Origin of the sequence: Streptomyces nidicola (assembly GCF_050106155.1) — a bacterium.
In the GTDB taxonomy this organism is placed as follows: Bacteria; Actinomycetota; Actinomycetes; order Streptomycetales; family Streptomycetaceae; genus Streptomyces.
In genome coordinates this window covers 1725688-1750545 of record NZ_JBNBPI010000001.1, presented here as the reverse complement: position 1 = coordinate 1750545, position 24858 = coordinate 1725688, and the positions used below count along the sequence as shown (strand labels likewise).

General features: G+C 67.8%; 20 protein-coding genes. 13 read left to right on the top strand and 7 right to left on the bottom strand.

Going from position 1 to position 24858, the window contains the following annotated elements; translation table 11 throughout:
* Window positions 1–8 precede the first annotated feature (8 nt).
* Genes ACOKM3_RS08230 through ACOKM3_RS08210 form a run of 5 tightly spaced genes read left to right on the top strand, consistent with a single transcriptional unit; the run spans window position 9 to window position 4556 of the window.
* A complete protein-coding gene (locus ACOKM3_RS08230) occupies window positions 9–989 on the top strand; it encodes a serine hydrolase domain-containing protein (protein ID WP_426898436.1) in 981 nt (326 codons plus the stop codon).
* A gap of 37 nt (window positions 990–1026) precedes the next feature.
* Entirely contained in the window at window positions 1027–1398 is a 372-nt protein-coding gene (locus ACOKM3_RS08225; protein WP_426898434.1) for a cupin domain-containing protein, read from the top strand.
* Between the two features lie 57 nt (window positions 1399–1455).
* Window positions 1456–2673: an MFS transporter gene (locus ACOKM3_RS08220; RefSeq protein ID WP_426898432.1), complete on the top strand. Its 1218-nt coding sequence runs from the start codon at window positions 1456–1458 to the stop codon at window positions 2671–2673.
* Between the two features lie 49 nt (window positions 2674–2722).
* On the top strand, window positions 2723–3694 hold the full coding sequence (locus ACOKM3_RS08215; RefSeq protein ID WP_426898430.1) for an aldo/keto reductase: 972 nt from the start codon (window positions 2723–2725) through the stop codon (window positions 3692–3694).
* 22 nt (window positions 3695–3716) lie between these two features.
* Window positions 3717–4556, top strand: a complete 840-nt coding sequence (locus tag ACOKM3_RS08210; RefSeq protein WP_426898428.1) for an SDR family NAD(P)-dependent oxidoreductase — start codon at window positions 3717–3719, stop codon at window positions 4554–4556.
* A gap of 30 nt (window positions 4557–4586) precedes the next feature.
* Here ACOKM3_RS08210 and ACOKM3_RS08205 read toward each other — a convergent pair whose 3' ends face one another.
* The 3 genes from ACOKM3_RS08205 to ACOKM3_RS08195 are packed head-to-tail and all read right to left on the bottom strand — an operon-like array spanning window position 4587 to window position 7409.
* Window positions 4587–5165 (bottom strand): carboxymuconolactone decarboxylase family protein, encoded by a 579-nt coding sequence (locus ACOKM3_RS08205; RefSeq protein WP_426898426.1) that lies wholly within the window; start codon window positions 5163–5165, stop codon window positions 4587–4589.
* Between the two features lie 50 nt (window positions 5166–5215).
* The gene (locus ACOKM3_RS08200) at window positions 5216–5956 is read right to left on the bottom strand and encodes an SDR family NAD(P)-dependent oxidoreductase (RefSeq protein WP_426898424.1); all 741 of its coding nucleotides are present in this window, start codon (window positions 5954–5956) and stop codon (window positions 5216–5218) included.
* Window positions 5957–6011: 55 nt separating this feature from the next.
* The gene (locus tag ACOKM3_RS08195; protein WP_426898422.1) at window positions 6012–7409 is read right to left on the bottom strand and encodes an APC family permease; all 1398 of its coding nucleotides are present in this window, start codon (window positions 7407–7409) and stop codon (window positions 6012–6014) included.
* A 434-nt stretch (window positions 7410–7843) separates the two neighbouring features.
* Here ACOKM3_RS08195 and ACOKM3_RS08190 point away from each other — a divergent pair, with 434 nt between their 5' ends.
* The 6 genes from ACOKM3_RS08190 (at window position 7844) to ACOKM3_RS08165 (ending at window position 17068) form a co-directional block, all read left to right on the top strand.
* Window positions 7844–9988 (top strand): (Fe-S)-binding protein, encoded by a 2145-nt coding sequence (locus ACOKM3_RS08190; protein WP_426898420.1) that lies wholly within the window; start codon window positions 7844–7846, stop codon window positions 9986–9988.
* Window positions 9985–10980 carry an electron transfer flavoprotein subunit alpha/FixB family protein gene (locus tag ACOKM3_RS08185; protein ID WP_426898418.1) on the top strand — a complete coding sequence of 332 codons (996 nt, stop codon included), beginning with the start codon at window positions 9985–9987 and terminating at the stop codon, window positions 10978–10980. The genes ACOKM3_RS08190 and ACOKM3_RS08185 overlap by 4 nt, the downstream gene beginning before the upstream one ends.
* The gene (locus ACOKM3_RS08180) at window positions 10977–11843 is read left to right on the top strand and encodes an electron transfer flavoprotein subunit beta/FixA family protein (protein WP_426898417.1); all 867 of its coding nucleotides are present in this window, start codon (window positions 10977–10979) and stop codon (window positions 11841–11843) included. The genes ACOKM3_RS08185 and ACOKM3_RS08180 overlap by 4 nt, the downstream gene beginning before the upstream one ends.
* 139 nt (window positions 11844–11982) lie before the next feature.
* On the top strand, window positions 11983–13476 hold the full coding sequence (locus ACOKM3_RS08175) for an APC family permease (RefSeq protein WP_426898415.1): 1494 nt from the start codon (window positions 11983–11985) through the stop codon (window positions 13474–13476).
* Window positions 13477–13703: 227 nt separating this feature from the next.
* Window positions 13704–15197, top strand: coding sequence for an aldehyde dehydrogenase family protein (locus ACOKM3_RS08170; protein WP_426898413.1), 1494 nt, complete (start codon window positions 13704–13706; stop codon window positions 15195–15197).
* A 263-nt stretch (window positions 15198–15460) separates the two neighbouring features.
* Window positions 15461–17068, top strand: coding sequence for a PucR family transcriptional regulator (locus ACOKM3_RS08165; RefSeq protein WP_426898411.1), 1608 nt, complete (start codon window positions 15461–15463; stop codon window positions 17066–17068).
* 165 nt (window positions 17069–17233) lie between these two features.
* Here ACOKM3_RS08165 and ACOKM3_RS08160 read toward each other — a convergent pair whose 3' ends face one another.
* The 4 genes from ACOKM3_RS08160 to ACOKM3_RS08145 form a co-directional block, all read right to left on the bottom strand.
* A complete protein-coding gene (locus ACOKM3_RS08160) occupies window positions 17234–18832 on the bottom strand; it encodes a class I adenylate-forming enzyme family protein (RefSeq protein WP_426898409.1) in 1599 nt (532 codons plus the stop codon).
* Between the two features lie 209 nt (window positions 18833–19041).
* Window positions 19042–19980 (bottom strand): amidohydrolase family protein, encoded by a 939-nt coding sequence (locus tag ACOKM3_RS08155; RefSeq protein WP_426898408.1) that lies wholly within the window; start codon window positions 19978–19980, stop codon window positions 19042–19044.
* Window positions 19977–20405, bottom strand: a complete 429-nt coding sequence (locus tag ACOKM3_RS08150) for a Zn-ribbon domain-containing OB-fold protein (RefSeq protein ID WP_426898406.1) — start codon at window positions 20403–20405, stop codon at window positions 19977–19979. Before ACOKM3_RS08150 ends, ACOKM3_RS08155 begins: the two co-directional genes overlap by 4 nt.
* 2 nt (window positions 20406–20407) lie before the next feature.
* Complete coding sequence (locus ACOKM3_RS08145; protein WP_426898404.1) at window positions 20408–21610, bottom strand: thiolase C-terminal domain-containing protein; 1203 nt, start codon at window positions 21608–21610, stop codon at window positions 20408–20410.
* Window positions 21611–21916: 306 nt separating this feature from the next.
* On the opposite strand from ACOKM3_RS08145, the gene gabT reads away from it, so the two are divergent.
* Both gabT and ACOKM3_RS08135 read left to right on the top strand, forming a co-directional pair.
* Window positions 21917–23251 carry a 4-aminobutyrate--2-oxoglutarate transaminase gene (gene gabT / locus ACOKM3_RS08140; RefSeq protein WP_426898402.1) on the top strand — a complete coding sequence of 445 codons (1335 nt, stop codon included), beginning with the start codon at window positions 21917–21919 and terminating at the stop codon, window positions 23249–23251.
* Entirely contained in the window at window positions 23248–24750 is a 1503-nt protein-coding gene (locus tag ACOKM3_RS08135; RefSeq protein WP_426898401.1) for an aldehyde dehydrogenase family protein, read from the top strand. The genes gabT and ACOKM3_RS08135 overlap by 4 nt, the downstream gene beginning before the upstream one ends.
* Window positions 24751–24858: the final 108 nt, after the last annotated feature.

Here is a 24858-nt window from a genome sequence, read left to right as displayed (position 1 = left end):
GGGCGCCATTGCCCGGGGCCACTGTCACTCACCCCGTCGGCCCCGAGCTGGCGGACTACCTCCAGAGCAGTCGCACCGACGCCTTCCTGGTGCTGTCGGACGGCGAGTTGAGCACGGAGTGGTACGCCCCGGGTGTGCGGTCGGACGACCGGCACATGATCTTCAGCTGTACCAAGTCAGTGGTCGGGCTGGTGGCAGAGGCCCTGATCGCCGAAGGCTCTCTGGACGAGAAGGCACAGGTCGACACCTACCTCCCTGAAGTGGCCCAGGGCGGGTACGCCGGGGTGACGGTGCGCGACGTACTCGACATGACCGCCAACGTGGCTTTCACGGAGGACTACGACGGCCCGGACGTGCGTGCTTTCAGGATCGCCTGCGGACAGGTCGAGTCGCCGGACAGCGAGGGCATCCACGCATACACCGCCGCCCGGCCCGCCGCCGGCGAACACGGGCGGGCCACGCGGTACGTCTCGCCGACGGCCGACCTGGCAGGCTGGCTGTGCGAGCGAGTGGCCGGCCAGTCACTCGCGGGCCTCGTCTCGGCCTACGTGTGGGAGCCGATGGGCGCCGAACTCGAAGGCGACCTCCTCCTCGACGGATTCGGTGGGGCCCGCGCCAGCGGCGGACTGTGTGCCGGACTGCGCGACATGGCCCGGATCGGCCAACTGCTGCTCCGCGAGGACCTGACCGGGCCAGCGGCCGCGGCCGTGGCAGCGGTGAAGCAGCCCGGCGACGGCCGGGCCTGGGCCGCCGGCAGCCTGGCCGACTTCATCCCGGGAGCGGCATACCGCAGCTTCTGGTACCAGCTCCCGCACGATCCCGAGGTCTACCTGGCCGCCGGCATCTACGGACAGCGGATCTACGTCGACGTACCCCGGCGCGTCGTCATCGCCCAACAGGCCTCGCTGCCCGAATCGTTCGACCCGCGGACCTGGGGCGAGACCCTGCCGCTGTTCCAACAGATCGCCCACCGTGTCACCCGCCGCTGACGCGTTCACACGCAGCCATCAGAGAAGAGTGCACCGCATGCCTGAAGTCAAGAAGATCCCGTTCGATGCCACGCAGATCACCCGCTACGCCCGCACCCATACCGACGACCGCTATAAGAGCTCCTCGCTCAAGGTGATGGGCCCCTCCTTCATGACGTGGGACGAGGACGGCTCGGCAGGCCGCTTCACGATCAACTACGAGGAAGTCATCTACGTCGTCGAAGGCGAGATCACGCTCACGTTCCATCCGGAGGACGCCGAGCCCGAGGTGATCACTGCTGTGCCGGGCGACGTGGTCACCATCACCGCCGGCAGCAACCTCGACTACACGGGCACCAAGGGCAGCAAGATGTTCGTCGTCTTCTCGCCGCTCAACTGGGAAGAACTGCTCGACTCCGGCAACGGCTGAGCGCGTCGGGAGGACTTCGCTGCCCTGACCCGCATCGTCATCGTCGGAAGGAACCGCATGCCCTCGCCCCCGGAGAAGTCTCGGGCTCTCCTCGCGATCCTGGGCTTCGCGTTCGCCGCGGAGGGCGCGCTGTACTCGGCAGTGACTCCGGTCCTGCCCCTGCTGTCGCGGACGCTGCACATGTCGGGTTCCCAGGCAGGTCTGATGTTGTCCAGCTACAGCGCGGGCATCGTCGCGGGGTCCTTGCTGTGTGTTCTGGTGCTGCGTCGGGTCAACGCGCGCACCGGCGCCGTCGGGTCACTCGCACTCCTGTCCTTCTCGACGTTGGTCTTCGCATGGGCGCAGCACTACGAGATCGCCCTGGTGTTCCGTCTCTTGCAGGGGATCGCCGGAGGTGCGACCTGGACCGCCTGCGTCACCTGGCTCCTGCGCGGGTGGCCGCTCGAGAAGCGCGGCGAGGCGCTGAGTCTCTCGATGGGTCCCGCCGTGGTCGGCACGATCGCGGGGCCCGCCATCGGGACCGTCGCCGTCGATATCGGTGTCCAAGGTTCCTACACCGTTGTCGCCCTGCTCTGTATGGGCGCCGCCGCCTGGTTGTTCCGGATGCCACGGCCGCCGATGCGCGGGGACGTGGAGAAGCGTCGACCGGAGCTGCGGGGGCGCCGTCGAACCCTCGCCCTGCTGGGCGCGGTGGTGCTGACGATCACCGGGGTGCTGCTCGGGTCGATGAACCTCGTGGCCCCGCTCGTGCTTGTCGAACGTGGCGCGGCCGAGCGGACCGCAGGCGTGGTCTTCGTGATCGCTGCCGTTCTGACGGTCGTCGCGGCCCGGCCGTTCGGCATCCTCGTGGACAACCGAGGGGCGATCCGGACCGTGGCAGGCGGGATGCTGCTGACGGCCCTGGCGTTTCCCTTCTTCGGGGCGAGCCCGGGCACGTATCCGACCGCCGCGCTGCAGGTCGTCCTGCTGCTCGCCAACAATCTCTGCTACCTCTCCGCAGGCACCCTGCTGAGCCGAGAGGGGGAACGCGCGGGGTGGTCGCTGAACTTCGTCACGGCCATGACGGCGACGGTGTGGGGGATAGGCGAGACGGCCGGTGCGCTGCTGGCCGGCGTGAGTCTCGATCAAGTCGGCGCGCTGTGGACGTCGGTGACCGGTGGTGCGCTCGCCGCCCTGATGCTGGCCGGCGTCGTGGTCGTGGGGACACGCGGACGTGCGGCAAGGCCGAGCGAGCGGCAAGCGCGCCCCGTCTCTCTGGACACCGAACAGTCATGACTCCCTGTACGAAGGCGAGTTCGCGGGGCCACGAAAGGAGCCATGGACAGTGCAGTACACGAACCTGGGACGTTCCGGCCTCAAGGTCAGTCGCGTCGCCCTCGGATGCATGAGTTTCGGTGACACCAGCCGAGGCTTCAACGAGTGGGCGCTGGGGGACGAGGCCGCCGGACCGATCTTTCGTACCGCGGTCGACCTGGGCGTGACCCTGTGGGACACCGCGAACTTCTATCACGACGGCACGTCGGAGGAGATCGTCGGCCGCGCGATCCGAAGGTACAGCCGACGTGAAGACATCGTCCTGGCCACCAAGGTCTTCTACAAGATGCATGACGGGCCCGGCGGCTCGGGCCTGTCCCGCAAGGCGATCCTGGAGCAGGTCGATGCCTCGCTGCGGCGGCTCGACACCGACTACGTCGACCTTTATCAGATTCACCGCTTCGACCCCGACACTCCGGTCGAGGAGACGATGGAGGCGCTGCACGACGTCGTGAAGGTGGGGAAGGTCCGCTACCTCGGAGCTTCCTCGATGTGGGCCTGGCAGTTCGCCAAACTCCAGCACACCGCGGAGTTGCACAGGTGGACGAAATTCGTCTCCATGCAGGACCAGTACAGCCTGCTCCAGCGGGAAGAGGAGCGAGAGATGTTCGGCCTCCTCGCCGACCAAGGGGTCTCCTCGCTGCCCTGGAGCCCGTTGGCCAAGGGCAGGGTCGCGCGCCCGTGGGGCGAACAGACCGCACGCAGCGCGATCGACTCGGCCGCGAGCTGGATCCTGCCGCAGCACGACGACAGGGCGATCGTGGCCGAGGTACAGCGGATTGCCCAGGAGCGGGGTCTGCCGATGGCCCAGGTTGCGATGGCCTGGGTGCTGCGCAACCCAGTGGTTGCCGCGCCGATCCTCGGTGTCACCAAGCCCAGGCATCTGGTCGACGCAGTGGCAGCGCTCGACGTCGAGCTCTCCGACACCGAGGTGGCGGCGCTCGAGAAGCACTACACGCCCCGAACCCCTACCGGATTCTGATGCGCACCTGAAAGGCACGCCCATGCCCTCGTTCGTCGCTCGTGACGTCTCCACCGCCCCCGTGCGTGATCTGCTCGACCTGCGGGGTCGCACCGCCGTTGTCACCGGAGGAGCCCGGGGTGTCGGCCGGGCGATCGTCGAGCGATTCGCCGAGGCCGGTGCGCGGGTAGTGGTGGCTGACGTCGATGCCCACGAGGTGGCCCGGACGGCGGGCGAGATCAGCCGACACCGCGGTGCCGACGTCCACCCCATGGCCACTGACGTCACCGACCCGGCGGCCGTCGACGCACTCGCCGACTTCGCCGACACGGTGGGGGAGGGGCTTGCGATCTGGGTGAACAACGCCGGTGTCTACCCCAGCACCCCACTCGTCGACATCGACGAGACCGAGTGGCAGCGGACGATGGCGATCACTCTCGACGGCACGTTCTACGGGTGCCGCGCGGCCGCCCGGCGTATGTCGGTGCGCCAGGAGCTACCGGGCCGCGTCATCATCAACATGTCGTCACTCTCCGGCCTACGAGGACGGCGCAACCTGGCCAGTTATGTTGCCTCCAAGCACGGAGTGACCGGCCTGATCAAGGCACTCGCCGTCGAGCTCGGCCCCGTGGGCGTGCGGGTGGTCGGGGTCGCCCCCAGTGTGGTGGACACCCCCGGCATGCGGGCGCGCCGCGAGAACGCTTCTCCCGAGGAGGCCGAGAAGCTGCGCCGACTGGAGGAGAGTGTGGCCGCCGGTGTGCCGCTGGGGCGCGTGGGCGTGGCCGACGACATCGCCCGGGCCACCCTCTACCTCGCCAGCGACTTGGCGGAGTTCGTGTCCGGGGTGGTCATCCCGGTGGACGGTGGAGTCAGCGCCGGCTAGAGGTGCTGTGCGGGAACGGCGGCCACATCCTCAGGCGCCCTCGCCTGCGAAGACACGCAGTTGGAGGGCGAGCATGCCGTAGTAGCCCACGAGCGTGGTGAGTTCGAACAAGGCTCGTTCCCCCAGGGTGTCCATCGCCTGCTGGTACTCGGCGTCGGAGAGCGTCCCGGACGCCAGGAGGGTGCGGGTCGTGCGCAACGCCGTCGCCTCCAGTGGATCGGTCAGCGCGGGGAGAGTCCCGGCCGCGAGTGCGGCCAGGTCTCCTTCCGTGAGACCGCACGTCCGGCCGACGGCCTCATGAGCCTCGCGTTCGAAGGTGCTGCCCCAGTGTTCGGCGACGGCGAGAATGGCCATCTCGCGTACGCGGTCGGAGAGAACGCTGTCGTAACGAACAGCACTGCCCACGCCCTGTACCGCATGGCCCACGGGAGGGCTGAGCAGCATGGCGTTGAAGGGACCGCGCAGCCGCCCGCGGTCGTCCACCAGCGGGAAGGCCTGACGGCCGGAGGCTCGGCGTCCGCCGGCGATGCTCTGGTAGACGGCCTGTTGGTCTTCGCTCAGCTCCTTGGGCAGAAATCCGGAAAGGCGTGCTGGGCCCGTGTGAGTCACAGCGGTAGCTCCGTTCTCGTGCGGAAAAGGGCGGTCGGCCCGGGGCCGGGTCAGACCAGGGTGCGGCCGCCGTCCACGTAGAGCACCTGACCGGTGACGAAGGAAGCCTGCGGGGACGCCAGAAACAGCACGGGGCCCACGACGTCCTCCGGAGAACCCAGGCGCCCCGCCGGCACGAGGGCGGTCATCTCGTCACGCATCCCGGGCTTGTCCAGGTACTCCCGCGTCAGCTCGGTCTCCGTGTAGCCGGGCGCAACGGCGTTGACGTTCACACCCTCCGCCGCCCATTCGCGTGCCATCACCTTGACCAGCTGGTCGAGTCCGCCCTTGCTTGCGGCATACGGGGCGTGGTGGCGGTGCGCCAACCTGGAGGACACAGAGGAGAAGAACACCATCCGCCCGCCGCCGGCCTCCCGCATGATTCGGCCGGCCGCCCGCCCCAGCCAGAAGGCGCTGGACAGGTTCAACGTCACGATCCGTTCCCACACCTCGTCCGGGGTGTCCACCACGGGGCGGCGATCGTTCGTGCCCACCGCGTGCACCAATACGTCGAGTCCGCCGAGCAGGTCCGCTGCGTTGGACACCGCCTGGTCGCATCCCTTGGACGTGGTCAAGTCCGCTGCCAGCGTGCGCACTTCGGCTCCCGCCTCCCGCAGGTCCTCCTGTGCGCTTTTGAGGGTGTCCTCGTCCACGTCCACCAGCACGAGCCGCGATCCGGCCGCCGCCAGACCCGCGGCACACTCCTTGCCGAGCCCGCCTGCCCCCAATACCAGGGCGCGGGTACCTTCCATGCAGAGCCAGCCCATTGTCCGTCCGCCTTTCCTTGGTTGAAGTCCGGTGTGCCGATCAGAACCCGCTGTCCCGCCCGATCCGCCGATAGTTCTCAGGACGTCGGACCGCCTGCCAGCTGGCGTATCCCAGGCCGGCCACGAACAGAACTCCGACCAGACAGAAGAGAATGGGGGCGAGCGCAGGGGGCGGCCCCGCGCCCAGGAGCAGGTCGGGCCGACTGGCGGTGAAGTACAGGAGCCATCCGAAACAGGCGGCACTGACCAGGGGAGCGACAACGACCTTCCACACGGACTCTCCCGTATCCGCGTTGCGACGGAAGTAGACGAACACGGCCAGCGAGACCAGCAACATAAGCCCCTCCAGCGCGAAGACGTCAACGGCGCTGAGGATGGTGTAGATCGCCTGTGGGTCGGTGGTGGCGAGAAGAATCAAGAGCACCGCCCCCACTGAGATCGCGGCGTTCAGAAGGGCGGCCCGGTGGGGGGATCCGTGGCGTGCGTGGATCGCGGCGATGGAGCGCGGCAGTACCCGGTCGACGCCGAAGGAGTACAGGTATCGGGTCGACGCGTTCGCGATGGTGATCTGGCTGGCGAGCACGCTGGTGACCAGCAGGGCGCTGATCAGTTGCCCGACTCCCTGGCTCAGGGAGTGGCTGAGCGCCGTGGTGAACGCCGCGGCCGTGTCGGCCGATGTTGCCGCCACGGCCTTGTCAGTGCCCAGCGCCGTGATCAGGCACCACGCGGTGACGCCGTGGAACAGTGACACGGCGACGACCAGGATGTAGGTGGCTCGGGGGATGGTGCGGGCCGGGTCGCGGACCTCTTCGCGGTAGATCGCGGTGGACTCGAACCCGATGAACAGGTTGATCGCGTACAGCGCGGCCACCGCGATGGGGCCGCTGGTGAACGCGTCCCAGGTGAGAGGTTCCGTCGGGTGGCCGGTGGGTCCACCACGGAAGAGCGTCACCACGTTGAAGGCGGCGACGATGAGGATCTCGACGCACACGACGGTTCCCACCACGCGGACGTTGAAGTCCACACCGCGGTAGGAACAGAAAGTGACGATGGCCATGAACGCCAGGAGGTAGATCCACCAGGGCAGATCGATGCCCAGCTCGTTCTTCATGAGGTTCTGCGTCGCCACGGCCCCGAAGAAGTACCCGCCTATCCCTCCCAGGACGTAGTAGGCCGATGTCACGGCGCCCGAAGCGAGGCCGAGGCGTTTGCCGAGCCCCGCGGAGATGTAGGCGTAGAACGCTCCGGGGCGAGGTACCCAGCGCACCATCGCGGTGTAGCCGACAGCGAAGATGAGCAGGACCAAGCCGGCCGCGGGAAACATCAGCGGAGCCCCGAGGCCGTTGCCGTACGCGATGACGAGCGTGACGAACCCGGCTGCACCCGCGAGTGGGGCGAGGTAGGCAAGGACGGTCAGGACCAGGCCGGTTGTTCCCATGCGGGGCGACAGTTGGCCGGTACGGGCTTCCATCTGCGGTTCAGTGTGGGCCTCGACGCTCGGTTGACTGTCCGGGGTGGTGGCTTCAGACACGATCACCCTCCATTGCATTGATGGGGTCCGATAAACACCGGGCCCATTTCTGGACGGACAGCGGTGCTTTCGTCGGGGAACGCTAGAGCGCCACCCACCGGGGGGAATTTGGAGAATCAACGGAATGTGATGCCTGCCTCTGGTGCAGGCCCAGGACGTCCACACCCGGGGACCGCGAGGCGGGTTCGGAGATTGCTCAGTGATCAGGCAGCAACTTTGTGCTCTCTCCACTGATGCCACGGCGCAACCTTCGATTGACTCCGCAACACGTCGGGCGTGGCGACAGGTCCGGTCACGGACGGCGCCGCCCGCACGCAATGTCAATCAGGGAGGTCTCCGGCGTGATCGTCGACGCAGCCACCAAGTCACGAACTGTCATGTGGGGCATGTCCACCGGGCTGACTGTCCTGTTCTTTGTCCTGTCCGCCATCTCGATCGTGGTGTTCATCTACGGCGTCGTCGCCCCGATCCTGCGCTATCGGCGAGGCAACAGCGTCGGATTGCCGCCCTGGCGTGAACTGCCCGGCCGCGTCGTCCGTGCGGCCAAACTCATGGTCACGCACGAGACCATCGCCCGCCGCAACCGTGTCGTCGGCTGGGCCCACCGCGCCATCGTGTACGGCTGGGCCACCCTGTTCGCCGGAACGGTCATCGTCGCCCTCGACCACGACATCCTCCAACCGCTGTTCGGCGTCCGTATCTTCCAGGGCAACTTCTACCTCGCGTGCAAGACGGCGCTGAACATCCTGGGAACCGGCCTGATCGCCGGCATGGTCGTCATGATGTGGCGCCGGGCAGTCACCAAGCCTCCGGCGCTGGACTACACGCGCCCCGACCGCGCCGCCGACGAACCGGGTGCGGACCGGACCAAGTACCTCGTCGGCGACTGGGTGTTCGTCGTCTCGCTGCTGGTCATCGCGGTCACAGGGTTCGTCCTTCAGGGTGTGCGCATGGCGATGGAGGACCCCGGCTACTCGCTTGTCCAGTTCGGTGGCTGGGTGTTCGCCGAGCCGCTCGGAGCCCTGCTCAACCACGACCAGCTCGGGGTCCTGCGCCATGGCATCTGGTGGTTCCACGGTGTCCTGTCGCTCGCCTTCGTGGCGGCGATTCCCTACACCAAGGCCTCGCACATGCTGGTGAGCTTCGTGAGCCTGGTCCTGCGCGACCCCGAGGCCAAACGCCAACTCCGGGCGGTCCCCGAGGACGCGAACGACAAGCCCGTCGGCTACGCGACGCTCGAGGACTTCAGCGCACTGCACCTCCTGCAACTGGACTCCTGCACCAAGTGCGGCCGCTGCCACGAGGTCTGCCCCGCCACGTCGACGGGCCGCCCCCTCTCCCCCCGTGACGTGGTCCTCGAACTCCGGGACGAACTGCACGAGGCCCTTCCCCCCATCGGCGGTGTTCTCGGCGGGCTCATGCGGGGCGAGGGAAACGTCGTCGACCTAGGGCTTCCGGTCGTCGGCCACGACAACGTCCGAGAGGAGTCCGTCTGGGCCTGCATGCAGTGCAACGCCTGTGTCGACATCTGCCCGGTCGGCGTCGAGCAGGCCCCCATCATCAACGGAATGCGACGTGCGCTGGTCGACCAGGGAGACATCGCACCGACGCTCCAGACGGCCTTCGAAGCCATCGAGAAGACCGGGAACTCCTTCGGGCGGGAAGCCCGGACACGGGCCTCGTGGACCAAGGACCTCGGCTTCACCGTCAAGGACGCGCGCACGGAACCGGTCGACGTGCTGTGGTTCGTCGGGGACTACGCGTCCTTCGACGAACGCTCCCAGGAGATCACCAAGGCAACCGCCCGGCTCTTCCACGCAGCCGGCCTCGACTTCGGCATCCTCTACGACGGCGAGTACAACTCCGGCAACGACGTACGCAGGGCCGGCGAGGAAGGACTGTTCGAGTCCTTGGCGGAGCGCAACATCGCCGCGCTCCGCGCCGCCTCGTTCCAGCGGATCGTCACCACCGATCCGCACTCGCTCAACGCCCTCCGCAACGACTACCCCACCGTCGGCGGGGACGACTGGGAGGTCGTCCACCACGCACAGCAGCTCGTCGAGCTGATCGAGGACGGACGGCTGGCGGTCGGCACCCTCGACTACCGCGTCACGTACCACGATCCGTGCAACCTGGGTCGTATGAACGGGGACTTCGAGGCTCCGCGGCGCATTCTGGAACTCCTCGGCTGCACGCTGGTCGAGATGCCCCGCAACCGTAGCAACTCCTTCTGCTGCGGCGCCGGCGGCGGGAGGATCTGGATGCCGGACCCGGCCGGCACCGAGAAGCCCTCCGAGAACCGTATCCACGAGGCCGTCGCGCTCGAGGACGTGGACTACTTCATCGTGACCTGCCCCAAGGACGTCACCATGTACGAGGACGCCATCCGCACGACCGGCAGCACGGAACGACTGACACTGCGCGAGCTCACCGAACTGATCGAGGAGTCCCACGCACGGACCGGGCGAGCGGTGGTGACGGCGTGAGCGCCACGTCGGCCGAGGTCTGGGTGGTGGTGGTCCCGTCGGCCCGCCAGACGGAAGCGGTCAGCGCCGAACTGCTCGGCGAGGCCAAGCGGCTCGCCGGCAGCGGGACGGTGCGTGCCCTGGTCATCGGCCACGACCTCGACGCAGAGGTGTCGATGCCGGCACGCTGGGCCGCCGCTTCGGTGCTGACAGTCGATGATCCGCAGCTGGCGACGTATCACCCGGAGCGTTTCGCACGGGTGGTCGCGGAGGCGATCCGGACCGCGGACGTGACGGCTGTGCTGTTCGCGGGAACCGTTCTCGGAAGCGACCTCGGTGCGCGCGTCGGCCATGAGTTGGGGCGTCGATTCCACGGGGGATGCGTCAACTTCGACCTGGCGGGCGACAAGCTCAGGGTCGTTCGCGCCGTCGACGCAGGGCGGAGCCATCAGGTCGAACTGGCCGACACCGGGCCCTACTTGATTTCACTGATCCCCGACACGGTGGGTGGGGGAGCCCCCGCGCCCGTCCGCGCCACGGTCGAGAAACTGCCGATCGAGGTCAAGGAGGAGCCGACGGCCCTGGAGGACCTCGGCTTTGTCGCCGCGGACCCGCGCACGATGGACATCCGGGACGCCGACATCATCGTCGCGGGCGGCCGCGGGGTCGGCGGAGCGGAAGGGTTCGCGGTGCTCGAAGAGGTCGCGGAGCGGCTCGGCGGAAGCCTCGGCGCGAGCCGCCCGGCCGTGGAGGCCGGATGGGCCGAGTACGAGCGGCAGGTCGGTCAGACCGGCCGGGTGGTGCGGCCGAAGCTGTATGTCGCTTGTGGCATCTCCGGTGCCACCCAGCACCTGGCCGGCATGCGGGAAGCCGAGACGATCATCGCCGTCAACACCGACGCCGCCGCGCCGATTCACGGGGCCGCGACGCTGTCCGTCGAATGCGATCTGCACGAGGTCCTGACAGCACTTGCCGCGCAGTTGCGCGCGCGTCAGAAGGGAGCGGCAGCATGAGCAACTCGCTGAGCATCGTCGTCTGCGTGCGCCCGCCGGATGGAGATGATCCGGATCCGGCGCTCGGCGAACTCGATCTGCGTGCCGTCGAGTACGGGGTGCAGCTGAGCCGCGAGCACGGGCAGTCCTCGAACGTGACGGCCGTCGCGGTGGGCGGCGGAGCATGCCTGGAACTCCTGAGGGAATGCAGTGCACGCGGTGTCGACAGGGTCATTCACGTCGAGGAACAGGCCCACCAGGACGACGGTCTCGACATCTCCCGCCGACTGGCAGGGGTGGTCGGCGAGCTTGCGCCGGATCTCGTCCTGTGTGGCAACCGCTCCGATACGGGTATGCACGGGACCGTCCCCCGCGAGCTCGCACACCTGCTTGACCTGCCCTTCGTCGGTTCGGTCACCGAGTTGTCGATCGAGGGAGAACAAGGGGCTCAAACAGCCCGCGCTGTACAGCGGTTGGAGCGCGGCGACCGGTGGGCATGGGGCTGCGCACTGCCCCTGGTCTGCGGGGTCGAGCGGGACATCTGCGCACCTCGCTACCTCGCCGTCCGGCGGCGCCGCCGCGCCGGCTCCGTGATTCCGGTGACGCCGACGGGCGCACCACATGCCGCCGACGGGGGCGGGTCGCAAGGCGCCCTGATGGTGGAGGGTCGAGAGCCGCCACGCATCCGGCCGAAGAAGTCCAAGGTGACCACGGCCAAGATGTCGGCCGCCGACCGCATGAAGCTTCTGCGCGGGGGTGGGAAGGCACCTGCCGCCGGAGCGGAGAACGACGACGACAAGCCCAGGCGCGTTGTCGGCGATCCCGAGGCCGCGGCCGCGGAGATCATCAAGCTGCTGGAGAAGAAGGACCTCCTGAAGAGCTGACGGCGGTGGTCGACCGACGGAATCTCGACACCTCACGTGCCTCGCACACGCCGTGCCGCAACTGCCCGGGCATCGCCCGCCCCGTCGACATGCCGCTTCATTGAAATACCCCATGTGACAACCTATTTGGAGGGCGATCGTGTCCGATGCCACCACCCGGGGCGCCGCAAGACCGAGCGCGGAGGCGGGCTCCCCATCCGAGGCAGCCGACGTCGGCGGAGGTGTGTCCCCGCGGACGGGAACGGCCGGCCTGGTCCTCACCGTCCTGGCATACGTGGCTCCCCTGACGGGTGCGGCCGGATACGTGACGCTCGTGATCGCGTACGGCAACGGGCTCGGGGCTCCGCTGATGTTTCCCGCTGCCGGCCTGGTCCTGCTCGTCTTCGCCGTCGGCTACACCGCGATGGTGCGCCGATTGCCGCGCCCAGGAGCGTTCTACGCGTACATCTCCGCGGGACTCGGCAAACGCCTCGGTCTCGGTGCAGGAGCCGTAACAGCCGCCTACTACCTTCTCGGAGGAATCAGCGGGTACTTCTTCGGTTCCGTGGCGACGCAGAACCTCATGAAGAACGAGCTGGGCATCGACCTGCCCTGGTGGACGTACCTCGCCGCATTCGTGGCGGTCGTCACCTTCTGCTCCTACCGTGGCGTGGACTTCAACGTCCGCGTGGTGGGAACCATCGTGTGCGTCGAGATCCTCATCATCGCCGCCTTCAACGTGGTGACCCTCTTCCGCGGTGGACCCACCGGCCACCCGTCAGAACCCCTCACCTGGGACGCGTTCACCAGCGGCCCCATCGCGGTGGCCGCGCTCTATACGATCAACCTGTTCGCCGGGTTCGAGTCCACCGCGATCTACCGCGAAGAGGTCCGCGACCCGGCCCGCACCATCCCCCGAGCCACCTACATCCTGGTCATCCTCCTCTCGCTCTTCTATGCCGTCACCGCGTGGTGCCTGATCGCAGCGCTGGGTACCGACAAGGCCGTCGACGCAACCGCGGCCAACCCTGCCGCGGCGTTCACCACGGCACTCAGCCATTCCCTGAGCCAGGGAGTCGGGCAGCTGATCAGCGCTCTGTTGGTCACCAGCCTGCTGGCCAGCCAGATCACCATCGCGAACGCGTCGACCCGATACCTGTACTCCTTCGGCGTCGACCGGGTACTTCCGCGCTCCATCGCCGCGATCCACCCACGCCACGGATCCCCCCACCGGGCCGCCCTGGCCAACGCGGCAGTCACGGTTGCCGTCGTCGTGGTGATCGCGGTTCTCGGCACCGCCCCGAAGGTGGTCTACGTCGTCTTCGGAGGCGTGCTCATCTTCGCGTTGGAAGCGCTCATGCTTCTGGTCTCCCTGGCCGTGTTCGTCTACTTCCGGCGCAACGCCGACCTGGGCGAGTCCGTCTGGAAGGTTGTCGTCGCGCCTCTGGTCAGCGCCGCGTGCCTCGCATGGCTCTTGTACTCCACCGCCACCCATGCCGACCTGCTCCTGGGCACGGGACCGATCCCCGTGCTCACCCCCATCCTCTTCGGCGTGGTCGCCCTCACGTTTGTCGCCGGCTTCGGATACGCCTGCTGGCAGGCGGTGCGGTGCCCGGAGAAGTACGGGCGCATCGGGCGGGAAACGACGAACTGATCAGTGCGCCTCCGATCCCGGCGGCGACCCTGAAGACTGCCGCATGCGGCAGTTGGCGATCGTGGAGAGCCCGAATATCGGCATCTGGTTCGTGCTGACTCCTAATGGCTCAGGCGCAACATGCGGCTGTACGACTGGTGACACCGCCCCGGGCGCCGACGACGAGTCCGTCGCGCACGGTGTGCGGAATACAAGCACTGATGTCGAATCGAAGGCGGGGCGCACGCATGGCCGTAAACGTGGCAGAGCACGCGGGACGGGTCGCGGACATCCTCGGTCACCCCGGGAAGATGCCGATCGGGGACGAGTGGGTCGCTGCGAGCAGCGGCGCGACGCTGACCACCTCGGATCCGGGAACGGGCAGGGCGCTGGCCGAGGTCCCGCTCGCCGGGGCCGAGGATGTCGACCGGGCTGTCAGTGAGGCGCGGCAGGCGTTCACTACTTGGCGGCGCACGGCTCCCTTGGAGCGCGCCGCGATCCTGTGGCGGATCGCCGACACGCTGGAGGCACACGCCGACGAACTGGCGCTCCTGGAGACGCTCGACACGGGTAAACCGCTGGAGCACTCGCGGGGGTACGACCTCAACTCGGCCATCAACGAGTTCCGTTACATGTCGGGCCTGGCGGCCAGGGTCAACGGCCGGCTGTCCCCGCTGTCGACGATGCCCTCGGGAGTGTTCCACTCCTACACCCGGCTGGAACCGCTGGGAGTGATCGGCGCCATCACACCCTGGAACTTCCCGCTGGCGAACGCGTCCTGGAAGATCGCCCCCGCACTCGCCTGCGGGAACACGGTGGTGCTCAAGCCCTCCGAGGAGACGCCGCTCACCACGATCCGCGCGGCCGAGTTGATGCTTCAGGCGGGCCTTCCGGCCGGCGTGGTGAATGTCGTCACGGGTGACGGCTCGACGGGACAGGCTCTCGTGCGTCACCCTGGCGTCAACAAGATCACGTTCACTGGCTCGACGTCGACGGGCCAGGAGATCGCACGGGTCGCGGCTGAGAACATGACCCGAGTCTCCCTCGAGTTGGGTGGCAAGTCCCCGAACGTCATCTTCGCGGACGCGGACATCGAGGCGGCGATCCTCGGTGCCGTGGGCGGCGGCTTCTGGGACAGCGGTGAGGTGTGCAGTTCCGGCTCCCGCCTCTACGTGGAGCGTCCCGCACTGGACCGCGTTCTCGAGGGTCTGCGAAAGGCCACCGAGGCGATGCCGATCGGCCACGGCCTGGAGCCGGACACGGCCATCGGCCCCCTCATCTCCGCGCGCCATCTGGACCGTGTCTCCGGGTATGTGGAGGAGGCACGAGGTGAGGGCGTCGAGGTGGCATTCGGAGGCGAACGGCTCGACCGGGAGGGACACTTCTACCGGCCGACGGCACTCCTCGGCGCGTCCCCCGACTCGAAGGTCATCAACGAAGAGATCTTCGGGCCGGTGCTGACCGTCGTGCCCTTCGACGACGCCACCGAGGTCATCGACGCCGCGAACGCCACCTCCTATGGACTCGCGGCCGGCGTATGGACGAGCGACATCGCGAAGGCTCACCACTTCAGCGAGAACGTCGAAGCAGGCGTCGTGTGGGTCAACTCCTACGGTGTCGTCGACCCGACGATGCCGTGGGGTGGCCTCAAGAAATCCGGATGGGGACGAGAGAACGGGGAGCAGGCTCTCCACGAGTTCACCGAGGCAAAGGCCGTGTGCATGCAGGTCGGTTCCCTGTAGCAGCGATGGCCGCATCCGGGGCGAACTGACCGGAGACATCCACGGGGGCACGCGGGTAGCCTGCAGCCGTCAGGTGGGCAACCTCGTGGAGGTCGTGCGGGTAACAGGAATGAAATGCCCACCTGATAGGTCTGGACAACAACTACCTGGACATCTCCCTGGGGTTCTGGGGTCCAGGCGTGGACCTGCTGAATACCGAGGACTCCCCTGAGGAAGATTGGGTGTGATGCTCCATGGGTCGAGGGGAATACACGCTGGGCGATTTGCTCGGCGAGTCGGAGTTGGGACTCGAGCTGCTGACAGGGGGACGGGAAGCGCTGCTCACCCCGCTCATAGGCGCTCACGCCATCGAACTCGAGCACCCGGCGAAGTGGCTGGACGGTGGGTGGATGATGCTCACCCTGGGAGTCCGCCTCCGCAACAAGCCGCAAGTCCAGCGTGAACTCATTGCGGAACTGCAGGAGTTGGGGGCCAGCTGTCTCGGCTTCGGGGTCGGCCTCTCTTTCAAGAGCGTTCCGCAGGCCCTCCTCGACGAGGCCAGGAAGCGCAACTTCCCTGTCGTGCTGGTGCCGGAGGAGACGCAGTTCCGCGACATCACGCGGGCCGTGTTCCATTCGACGGTGGGTATCGAATCGGCGACCTTCCAGAGGCTGTCCTCGATCCAGCAGAATCTGATCCGAGCGTTCGCTGACGCCAACCCGCTGGAGTCGATCGTTCAGCGGCTGGGCCGCCTCGTCCACTCGACGGTCGCGGTCATGTCCTTGGACGCGGAGGTCGACGCCGCGACGGGGACGATCCCGGTCGCGGAGATCGCCGCCGGACTGAGCAAGCAGTCCGAATTCCCCATAGCCCAGCTTGAGATAGCCGACTGGCAGATCCTGGCGGCGCCGGTGAGCACCGGCAACGGCCCCTCCGGGAGATGGCTCGTGGTGGCCTCACGCCGGACGACCGTGGCCCAGGAGCTGGCACGGGCCGCGATTCAGGTCACCGCGCCCCTCGTCGACGCCCTCCTGCGATTGAGCGTCACCAATCAGGGCCAGGACCAGGCGATTCGTCAGTCGGTCCTCGACTCGGTGCTCGACGACAGCCCCGAATCCCTGGATCTGCGCACCCTTGAGGCCCGCATTTCCGCGCTCGGGGTCGAATGCGACAAGGACTTCCGTGCCGTGGTGCTGATGGAGCGCCCCGAGGCAGTGGAGCACTGGCGTCAGCGCGCGGTGCCCGAGGAGCTCGCCTCCTGGCTGCGGTCGAGGCTGGAGTCACTCGGCGCCCGATATCTGCTGTCTCGCCGAACGGCCGAGATCGTCATGGTGGTCAACTCCGGTGCCGTTCTTCAGGAGGTCACCGAGGAACTGGCGAGGGCTTGGCCCGGGATCATTCTGGGTGTCGGCCGGCCGATCGGATCGGTGCCGGGAATCCGCACGTCGCACCGGGACGGGCAAATCGCCGTACGAGCCCAGTCGGGCGAGGCCGTCACGTGGTTCGACGACCTCGACGTCGTGACCCAGTTGCTTGCTGAGGTACCGAAGGAACGGTTCGAGGCGACGGCGGCCCCCATTGCGGCTCTGTTGGTCGAGAATCCGATTCAACTCGAGGCGCTGCGGGCCTATTTCGCGATGAACCGCGACGTCAAGGCTGCTGCGGACTCGATCTTCCTGCACCCCAACACTCTGCGATATCGGTTGGAGCGTCTGGAACAGGCCCTCGGACGGTCGCTGCGGGAACCAGCGGTGACGGCGTCCCTCTACTGTGTCCTCACCCTCATGCCGGACCTGGTCTCCGCGCCCGATGGGGCCGATTGGGCAGCATCGGGAGCGCACTCGGCCGCCGCCTCGCAGCCGCAAACCGAAGGGACACTCCGGGCTTCGTGAGGCTCTCGACTCCCTGGGGCGGGTCCGGTGGACCGCGGAGCTCGTGCCGGGTGCGCAACTCCAGCTGATCCGACATGGGCCACGACCGCCCCGGAGATCTCTGGCCGCAGCTCATCGATGCCGTGCTTCAGCCGGATCCACTGCGCGCGGGTCGGAACAGCGCACCTAGTCGACCACGCGCAGGTGCCCGCGATGGCCCGGCGTGATGCGGCGGCCCTCTGGTACTGGTGCGGGAGCCGCTTCCAGCTCGAGGCCCGCCAGAGCACGCTCGCGGATCCACGCACGGTCACGCTTCTCGTTGCGCCGGACGGGCAGCTCGTCGACGAAGTGGATGTCGCTGGGCAGCTTGAAACGCGCGATGCGGTCGGACAGCAAGTCGTAGACGTCGTCGGCGCTCATGATGCACCCGGGGTCGAGGAGGAGGAACGCCACGATGTTCTCCCCGAAGTCCTCGTCCGGAACGCCCACGGCCACCGCATCGCGGACGCCGGGCAGCCCGGCGAGAGCCGACTCCACCTCGGCCGGAGCGATCTTGGCGCCGTTCCTGATGATGACGTCGGCAGAGCGGCCGACGACGAAGTAGTACCCATCGGCGCCCTCGACGAGCAGGTCGCCGCTGCGGAACCAGCCGTCCGGTGTGAGGTGTTCGGCCGTGAGGCCCGGCTCGTTCCAGTAGCCGAGCATGATTCCGGGACCGCCGAGCCACGCCTCACCGACCTCGCCGACAGGTACGTCGTCCCCCTGCTCGTCGACGATGCGGACGCGTGCTCCCGGCACCAGCCGGCCCGCGGTGCCCACGGGGGCGTCCACGTCGCGCACCGGGTCGACCGCGATGACCGGTGCTGCCTCGGTCGTCGCGTAGCCATCGGTGAGGCGCATGCCGAGGCGGGACTCAAGGGCCTTGACGACCTCGTTGTTGATGGGCTCGCCGCCGCGATACAGGTGGCGCAGGGAGCTGAGGTCGTAATCCTGCTTGGAGAGCTCGCTCAGGATGGCTGTGTACATCGACATGGTGCCGGTGAACAGGGTGATGCGAGAGGTCTCGATCTCCGCCAGCGCGGCGCCCGGTTCGAAGTCCTTGTGGAGGACGATCGTGCTGCCGGCGAAGAGCAGCGCCTGCGCCAGCGTCGACAGGCCCCACACCCAGGAGAGCGGCAGCGTCACGAGCGCACGGTCACCGGGTTGGTAGTCCCAGACCTGCGCGTAGGCCTTGGCGTTCCAGATCTCGTGCGCATGTGAGCGAGACACTGGGTGGGGGCGCTGCGTGGTGCCGGAGGTGTAGCAGATCAGTACGGGCGTCTCGTCCTCGACGGGTTCGACGCCGACGGGTTCCGACCGCCGCCCGAGCTCGTGGAAGGCGAGCAGATCCTCGCGTGGAGGATCCATGACGATACGGATCGACGGCAGGTGCCGGCCACCACATCGCTCAAGGCGGTCCCACAGTGCGGCCTGGGCGATGATCGCGCTGGGCTTCGCGTTGGCGAGAACGTATTCCAGCTCGCCGACCTGGAAAGAGGCGTGAATGGGCGTGAAGATCGCGCCGAGCCGAGCGGTGGCCAGATAAGTCACGAGGTGTTCGATGGAGTTCTCGGAAAACATCATCACGCGGTCGCCGCGGCGGATGCCGAGTTCCCTCAAGCCGGCGGCGACGCGCTCGCTCTCGCGAACGAACTCCGCGTAGGTGAGACTTTCCTGGCCCATTTGGACAGCTATGACGTCGCCGGCCTCCCGGGCTCGATCAAGCGTCACTTCTGCGAGGTTCATTCCGCCACATCCTGTCCCGGACACTGGTGTCTTCCCCCCAACGGGGCACCGCTGCAACTGCAGGCTCCAAGGAGGCCGAGCGCCCTCCCGTCAGGGGTCCGTCGGTCGGTCCGGACCCGGGCCCTCGGCCTCAGATTCTACTTGCCGCGAGCGTTGCCGGTAGGTGGTTGGTGCACCGACAACGCGTCCTGGCAGTCCTTGCGCTCGGCTCAGATTGCGATGCCGAGATCGTGTGCGGCGACGCCTCCCATGATCATCGACAGCTGTTCGGCGCTGATCGTGCGCCCCAGTCGTTCCGCGTGTTCCGGGATACGTCGATACATGGCGACGATCGTGTCCAGGAAGTCGGGTTGGCGAACCTTCGATCCGGATACGTGGTCTGTGCCGAACAAGAGCCGATCGAACCCGATCGATTCGCCGGCCTCGAGAATCTTCCGCGTGAATTCGAGCTCGGCGTCCGCATCGGAATCGTCCCAGAGCCAGACCGACATTTCGAGTCGGACATTCGGCCCGGACTGCGCGACCTTGAGAGCCTCCGACCACCAGACGGGGGCTCCCGCGTGTCCCAGCCACACCGGCAGGTCCGGGAATGCGAGGACCGCGTTCTGTAGATGCATCGGGTTGGAGCGTTCCGCGTCCAGCAGCGGCAGAGGGTGCCCGGTGTGGAACAGGACCGGTGCCTTGCGCACCTCGCAGACCTGATAGATCTCCATGGCCGCGTCCGAGGTGGGATCCCAGCCGCAGGAGGGGTACAACTTCAGTCCCCTTATCCCGCGTTCGAACCACTCGGTGACCATCTCGACCGCACCGTCGCGGCGGGGATCGATGCCACCGAAGGGGATCAGCCGGCCGCCGCTGCGGTCCGCCAGGTCCAGCATCTTGTCGACGACCGCCCCGATGGGCCGGGTGCCCGTGAAATCCGGCCCCCAGTCGATGGGGAGGAGGACGCTCTTGTCCACGCCGGCCCCGTCCATGCGGGAGATCATCCGTGCGCCGGTGGGGTCGATGAGGCCTTGCTCGATGCGTCCCCGCACGCTGGAGGGGGTCCTGCCCGGCTTGGCTCTGGCCCAGTCCGCGGCAACCCAGTCCCACCATTCGTCGGGCCAGTGCCCGACGTCCAGGAGATGGGTGTGCGTGTCGATGATCAATTTGCGGCCACCTCGAAGAGCGGGATCATCTGACCGTTGTCCGCCTTGGCGAAGGTGATCTCGACAGCGGTCCCGATGTCCACGGCCTCCGGGGCATCGCCGAGAATGTTCCCGAACACCTTCACACCGCCCTCGAGTTCGACGAGCCCGACAACGTACGGGAGTTTGTCCACGTAGCCGGGGGTGTTGTTCTTGTAGACGACCGAGCACGTCCAGACGGTGCCCTTGCCGGACGAGGCGAAGTCGTCGACCTGGTCGGACCAGCAGTGGCAGCACAGGGCTCGGTAGTGGTACTGGGTCTTTCCGCAGTCCCGGCAGCGCTGGAGCAGGAACGTGCCTTCGTTGCACGCGTCCCAGAAGGGCGCGGTCTCCGGGGTGGGCACCGGCAGGAAACCGGACCAAGCGGGGGCAACTTCCGTGTTCATTCTCAGACTCCCAGGAGGTGGGCGGCAGAGCCGCGGCGTGCGAGGAACGCGGCACCGGTCGCGGTGCACAGCGCGGTGCGGGCTCCTTGGACCTGACGCCCGGCGGCTTCCTCGCGTAGTTGCCTGACCGCCTCGACGAACAGAAAGATGCCGCGGCGTCCGGGATGGTTGGACGAGAGCCCGCCGCCGTCCGGGTTGGTGGGCAGCGAGCCACCGTTCAGGCGCAGATTGCCGTCGGCGGCGAAGGCACCCCCCTCACCGACCTTGCAGAAGCCGGCCCCCTCCAGGTCGATCGGCACGTTGAGGGTGAACGCGTCGTAGATCATGGCGGTGTCCACGTCCTGCGGGCCGAGCCCGGACATGTCGTACGCCTGGTCGCAGGCGCGCTTGACCATCTCGCGGCTTTCAGCGGCCCAGTCGGTCAGGCCGCCGCCATGCCCCATGTAGCTCTCGCCGAATCCGAGAATGCGGACGGGCTTCTTCCTCGTGTCCGGAATGAGATCCGGGTGTACGAGGACAAGGGCGGCGCCGCCATCGGAGATGACGCAGCAGTCATTCCGGTGCAGCGGCGAGGCGATCACGGGTGAATTCAACACGTCGTCGACCGTCATCGGATCCCGGTAAAGTGCCTGCGGGTTCAGTGCGGCATGCTCGCGCATCGTCACGGCAACCGAAGCCAACTGCTCGGACGTGAGTCCGTAGTCGTGCATATAGCGCTTGGCTACCATTCCCATGAACGAAACGACAGTGGTGCCATAGATCTGCTCGAAAGAGTCGGGAGTGGGCAGAACTTCCTGGATGCTCAATTGGTTGTAACCGATCGTCCCCACCTTGATCTTGCGGGAACGCGTGTTGGCGCCGTACGTGATGAGTGCACATTTGGCCATTCCCGACTGGATGGCCAACACGGCGCGGTTGACGTAGTAGCCGAACGATGCGCCGCCGACATCGGTCTCGTCGATGAAGTTCGGCTTGATACCGAGGTAGTCGGCGGCCATGACGGCCGCGCATCCTCCCAGGTAGCCGCCCTCGGAAGCGGTCGACGACGTGAAGAAGGCATCGACATCCGCGGGGGTCAGACCCGCGTCTTCGAGCGCGCCCTTCGCGGATTCCGCATTTATTTGCCACTCGCTCTTGTCGGGCGCAAACCGAGTCGGGTGCTCGTATGCGCCGGCGATCGCCACACCGCCGGGAACTGACATCATGGTGATATCTCCTGTGTCGGCCACATGTTCACCGCCGAATGACGGTGGTTTCCGGCGCATGCAATGTGAGCTGTCCGTTCTCACGCGGCCATGCCGTGCGGGCTTGGGCCGGGTACCTCCGCGTACGCCGATGTTCTGATCCTGTGGGCACCGGCATGGCGATGCCATCGTGCATCGCACAAGGTTGTCGCCATCGGATCGGGAATCGTACGCATCAGTTGCCGGTTCGCTCCGCCCTACGCTCTGACCGGACCCGCGCCGCATCAGCGTGCGTCAATCCCCGGACGGACTCCAGGAGCGTGATCGATGAGCCAGCCCGTGCAGCAGCGAATCCTCAAGACGGCCATTCCCGGCCCCGAATCCGCGAAGCTGCATCAGCGACGTACGAAGGCATTCTCCGAGAGTTTCGGTGTCACGCTCCCCGTGTTCATCGAATCGGCGGGCGGCGGCATTCTGGTCGATGTCGACGGCAACCACTTGATCGACCTGGCCTCCGGGATCGCCGTCACCAGCGTCGGCGCGTCCCACCCGAAGGTGACCGAAGCGGTGCGCAAGCAGGTGGAACGCTTTACGCACACGGGCTTCCTGGTGACTCAGTACGAGTCGGCGGTGCAGGTCGCCGAGCGGCTCAACGCCCTGACGCCCGGAGACTTCGAGAAGCAGACCGGCCTGTTCAGCACCGGCGCCGAGGCGATCGAGAACGTGGTCAAGATCAGCCGGACCTACACGGGCCGTGACGCGATCGTCGTGCTCAGCCACGCCTACCACGGCCGCACGCTGCTCACCATGACCATGACGGCGAAGAACGCCCCGTACAAGGAAGGCTTCGGACCGTTCGCCCCGGAGGTCTATCGCGCGCCGTCACCGTATCCGTACCGGTGGAGCGGGCACCCGGATGACATCGCGCAGCAGGCGTTCGACCAGCTCGCCGACCAGATCACCACCCAGATCGGGGCGCACAACGTCGCCGCGATCATCATGGAGCCGATCCAGGGCGAAGGCGGTGTCATCGTGCCGCCCGCAGGCTACCTGGCGAAGGTGGCCGAGTTCGCCCGGGAGAACGGCATCGTCTTCGTCGCGGATGAGATCCAGGCGGGGCTTGGCCGCACCGGCGACATGTTCGCCGTCAACCATGAGGGCGTCGTTCCCGATCTCATCACCACGGCGAAGGCGCTCGCGGGCGGCCTGCCCTTGTCGGCCGTCACGGGACGCGCGGACATCATGAGCGCTGTCCCGGCCGGCGGCCTCGGTGGCACGTACTCCGGCAACCCGGTCGCCTGCGCGGCCGCGGTCGCAGCCCTCGACGCCCTCGTCGAGGAGGACCTGCCCGGCCGTGCCCGGCGCATCGAGGCGATCGCCAAGCCGCGCCTGCAGGCTCTTGCCGGGGAGGGCTCACACATCGGTGAAGTGCGGGGCAGGGGTGCGATGTTGGCGATGGAGTTCGTGGAGCCGGGGACGAAGATCCCGGACGCGGCCGCCGCGAAGCAGGTGGCGAACCACGCCAACAGCAACGGTGTGCTCACGCTGACAGCGGGCACCTACGGGAACGTGATCCGGCTGCTTCCGCCGCTTGTGATCGGCGAGGACCTCCTCACCGACGCGCTCGACGTCATCGAGGCCGGGGTGGGAACGCTCGCATGACCATCCTGAGTTACTCCCCTCGAGACGGCCGGGTCCTCGGCGAGGTACGCGAGAGCGCCCGGGTGGACCTGGCGCTCGCCGTGGTCCGGGCGGCCGAGGCCGCCCAGCCGGTCGCGGACGTCGCGCCGGCGGAACGCCAGCGGTGGCTCGCGGCGATCGCCGACGCGTTGGATGCCAATCAGGAGGCACTCGCCGAGCTCGCGGACGGTGAAACCGCCCTCGGGATGCCGCGTTTGCTGGGGGAGGTCGGACGCGCGGCCGAGCAACTCCGCTTCTACGGCCGGGTCGCCGCCGACGGAGGCTTCCTGGGGGCGGCCGTCGACGAGGCGAGCGCCACCACACCACGGCTGGTGCGGATCAACCGTCCACTCGGGCCGGTCGCCGTCTTCGGCGCGAGCAACTTCCCCTTCGCGTTCGGGGTGCTCGGCAACGACACCGGCTCGGCGATCGCCGCCGGATGCCCGGTGGTCGCCAAGGCCCATCCGGCGCATCCCCTCACCTGCCGCCGCCTCGCCCAGATCGCCGCGGAGGCGCTGGCGGGGGCGGGCGCGCCCATCGGTGTGTTCTCGATGGTCGCCGGACTGGAGGCGGGCGTCGAACTGGTGAAGGCGGAAGAGATCCGCGCCGTCGGGTTCACGGGCTCGCAGAGCGGAGGGCTCGCGCTGTGGCGCCTCGCCAACGAGCGGGAGGTGGTCATACCGGTCTTCGCCGAGATGGGGACGGTCAATCCTGTCGTCCTCACACCTCGCGGAGTCCGGCACATCGATGAGGTGGCGAAGGGGTTCGTCGGTTCCTTCACCCTGGGCGCCGGCCAGTTCTGCTCGAAGCCGGGCCTGCTCTTCGCGCCGGCGGGCCACGGCGCAGCCGAGTCCGTCGCGACCGCGCTGCACCGGGCGGCACCTGAGCCGACGATGCTCACGCAGGCCATCGCTTCCCATCTCGGGACGGGAGTGCATGACTTGGTCAGGGCCGGGGCGAAGGTGGTGGGTGCCGTCACCGGACCGGGCCGGGGGTGGTCCGCCGATGCCGCGGTGCTGTCCGCGCCGATCCAAGCGCTGCGACGCGGGTCGCGCCTGCTGGAGGAGTGCTTCGGACCGGTGGCGATCGTGGTGGAGTACGCCCACGAGAAGGAACTCCACGATGCGCTGGGCGAGTTGCAGGGGAGCCTTGCCGGATCGGTCTTCGGCGACGGCGCGGGCGATCCGGAGGCGGCCCGGGCCGTAACGGTGTTGGCTGGACAGGTCGGCCGCGTCACGCTCGGGGACTGGCCCACAGGAGTCGCCTTCGCCTGGGCCCAGCAGCACGGCGGGCCCTGGCCCGCGACCTCGCGGCCGTCGTCAACGTCCGTCGGTGCGGCGGCACTTGACCGATTCGTCAGGCCGGTGACGTTCCAGTCGATGCCGGACAACGTGCTCCCGGCCGTGGCGCGCGAGGCTGTCGCCGCGCAGAACCCCTGGGGCGTTCCGCGACGCGTCAACGGCGTGCTCACCGGACCGTGACACCGGCTGCCCGGTGCGGCGCCGAGCGGAAGAGCGGGCCAGCTGGAACTTCCTTCGGGAGAGCACCAACTCCGGTCCGGTCACCTTTGGATTCCGCATGAACCGCTG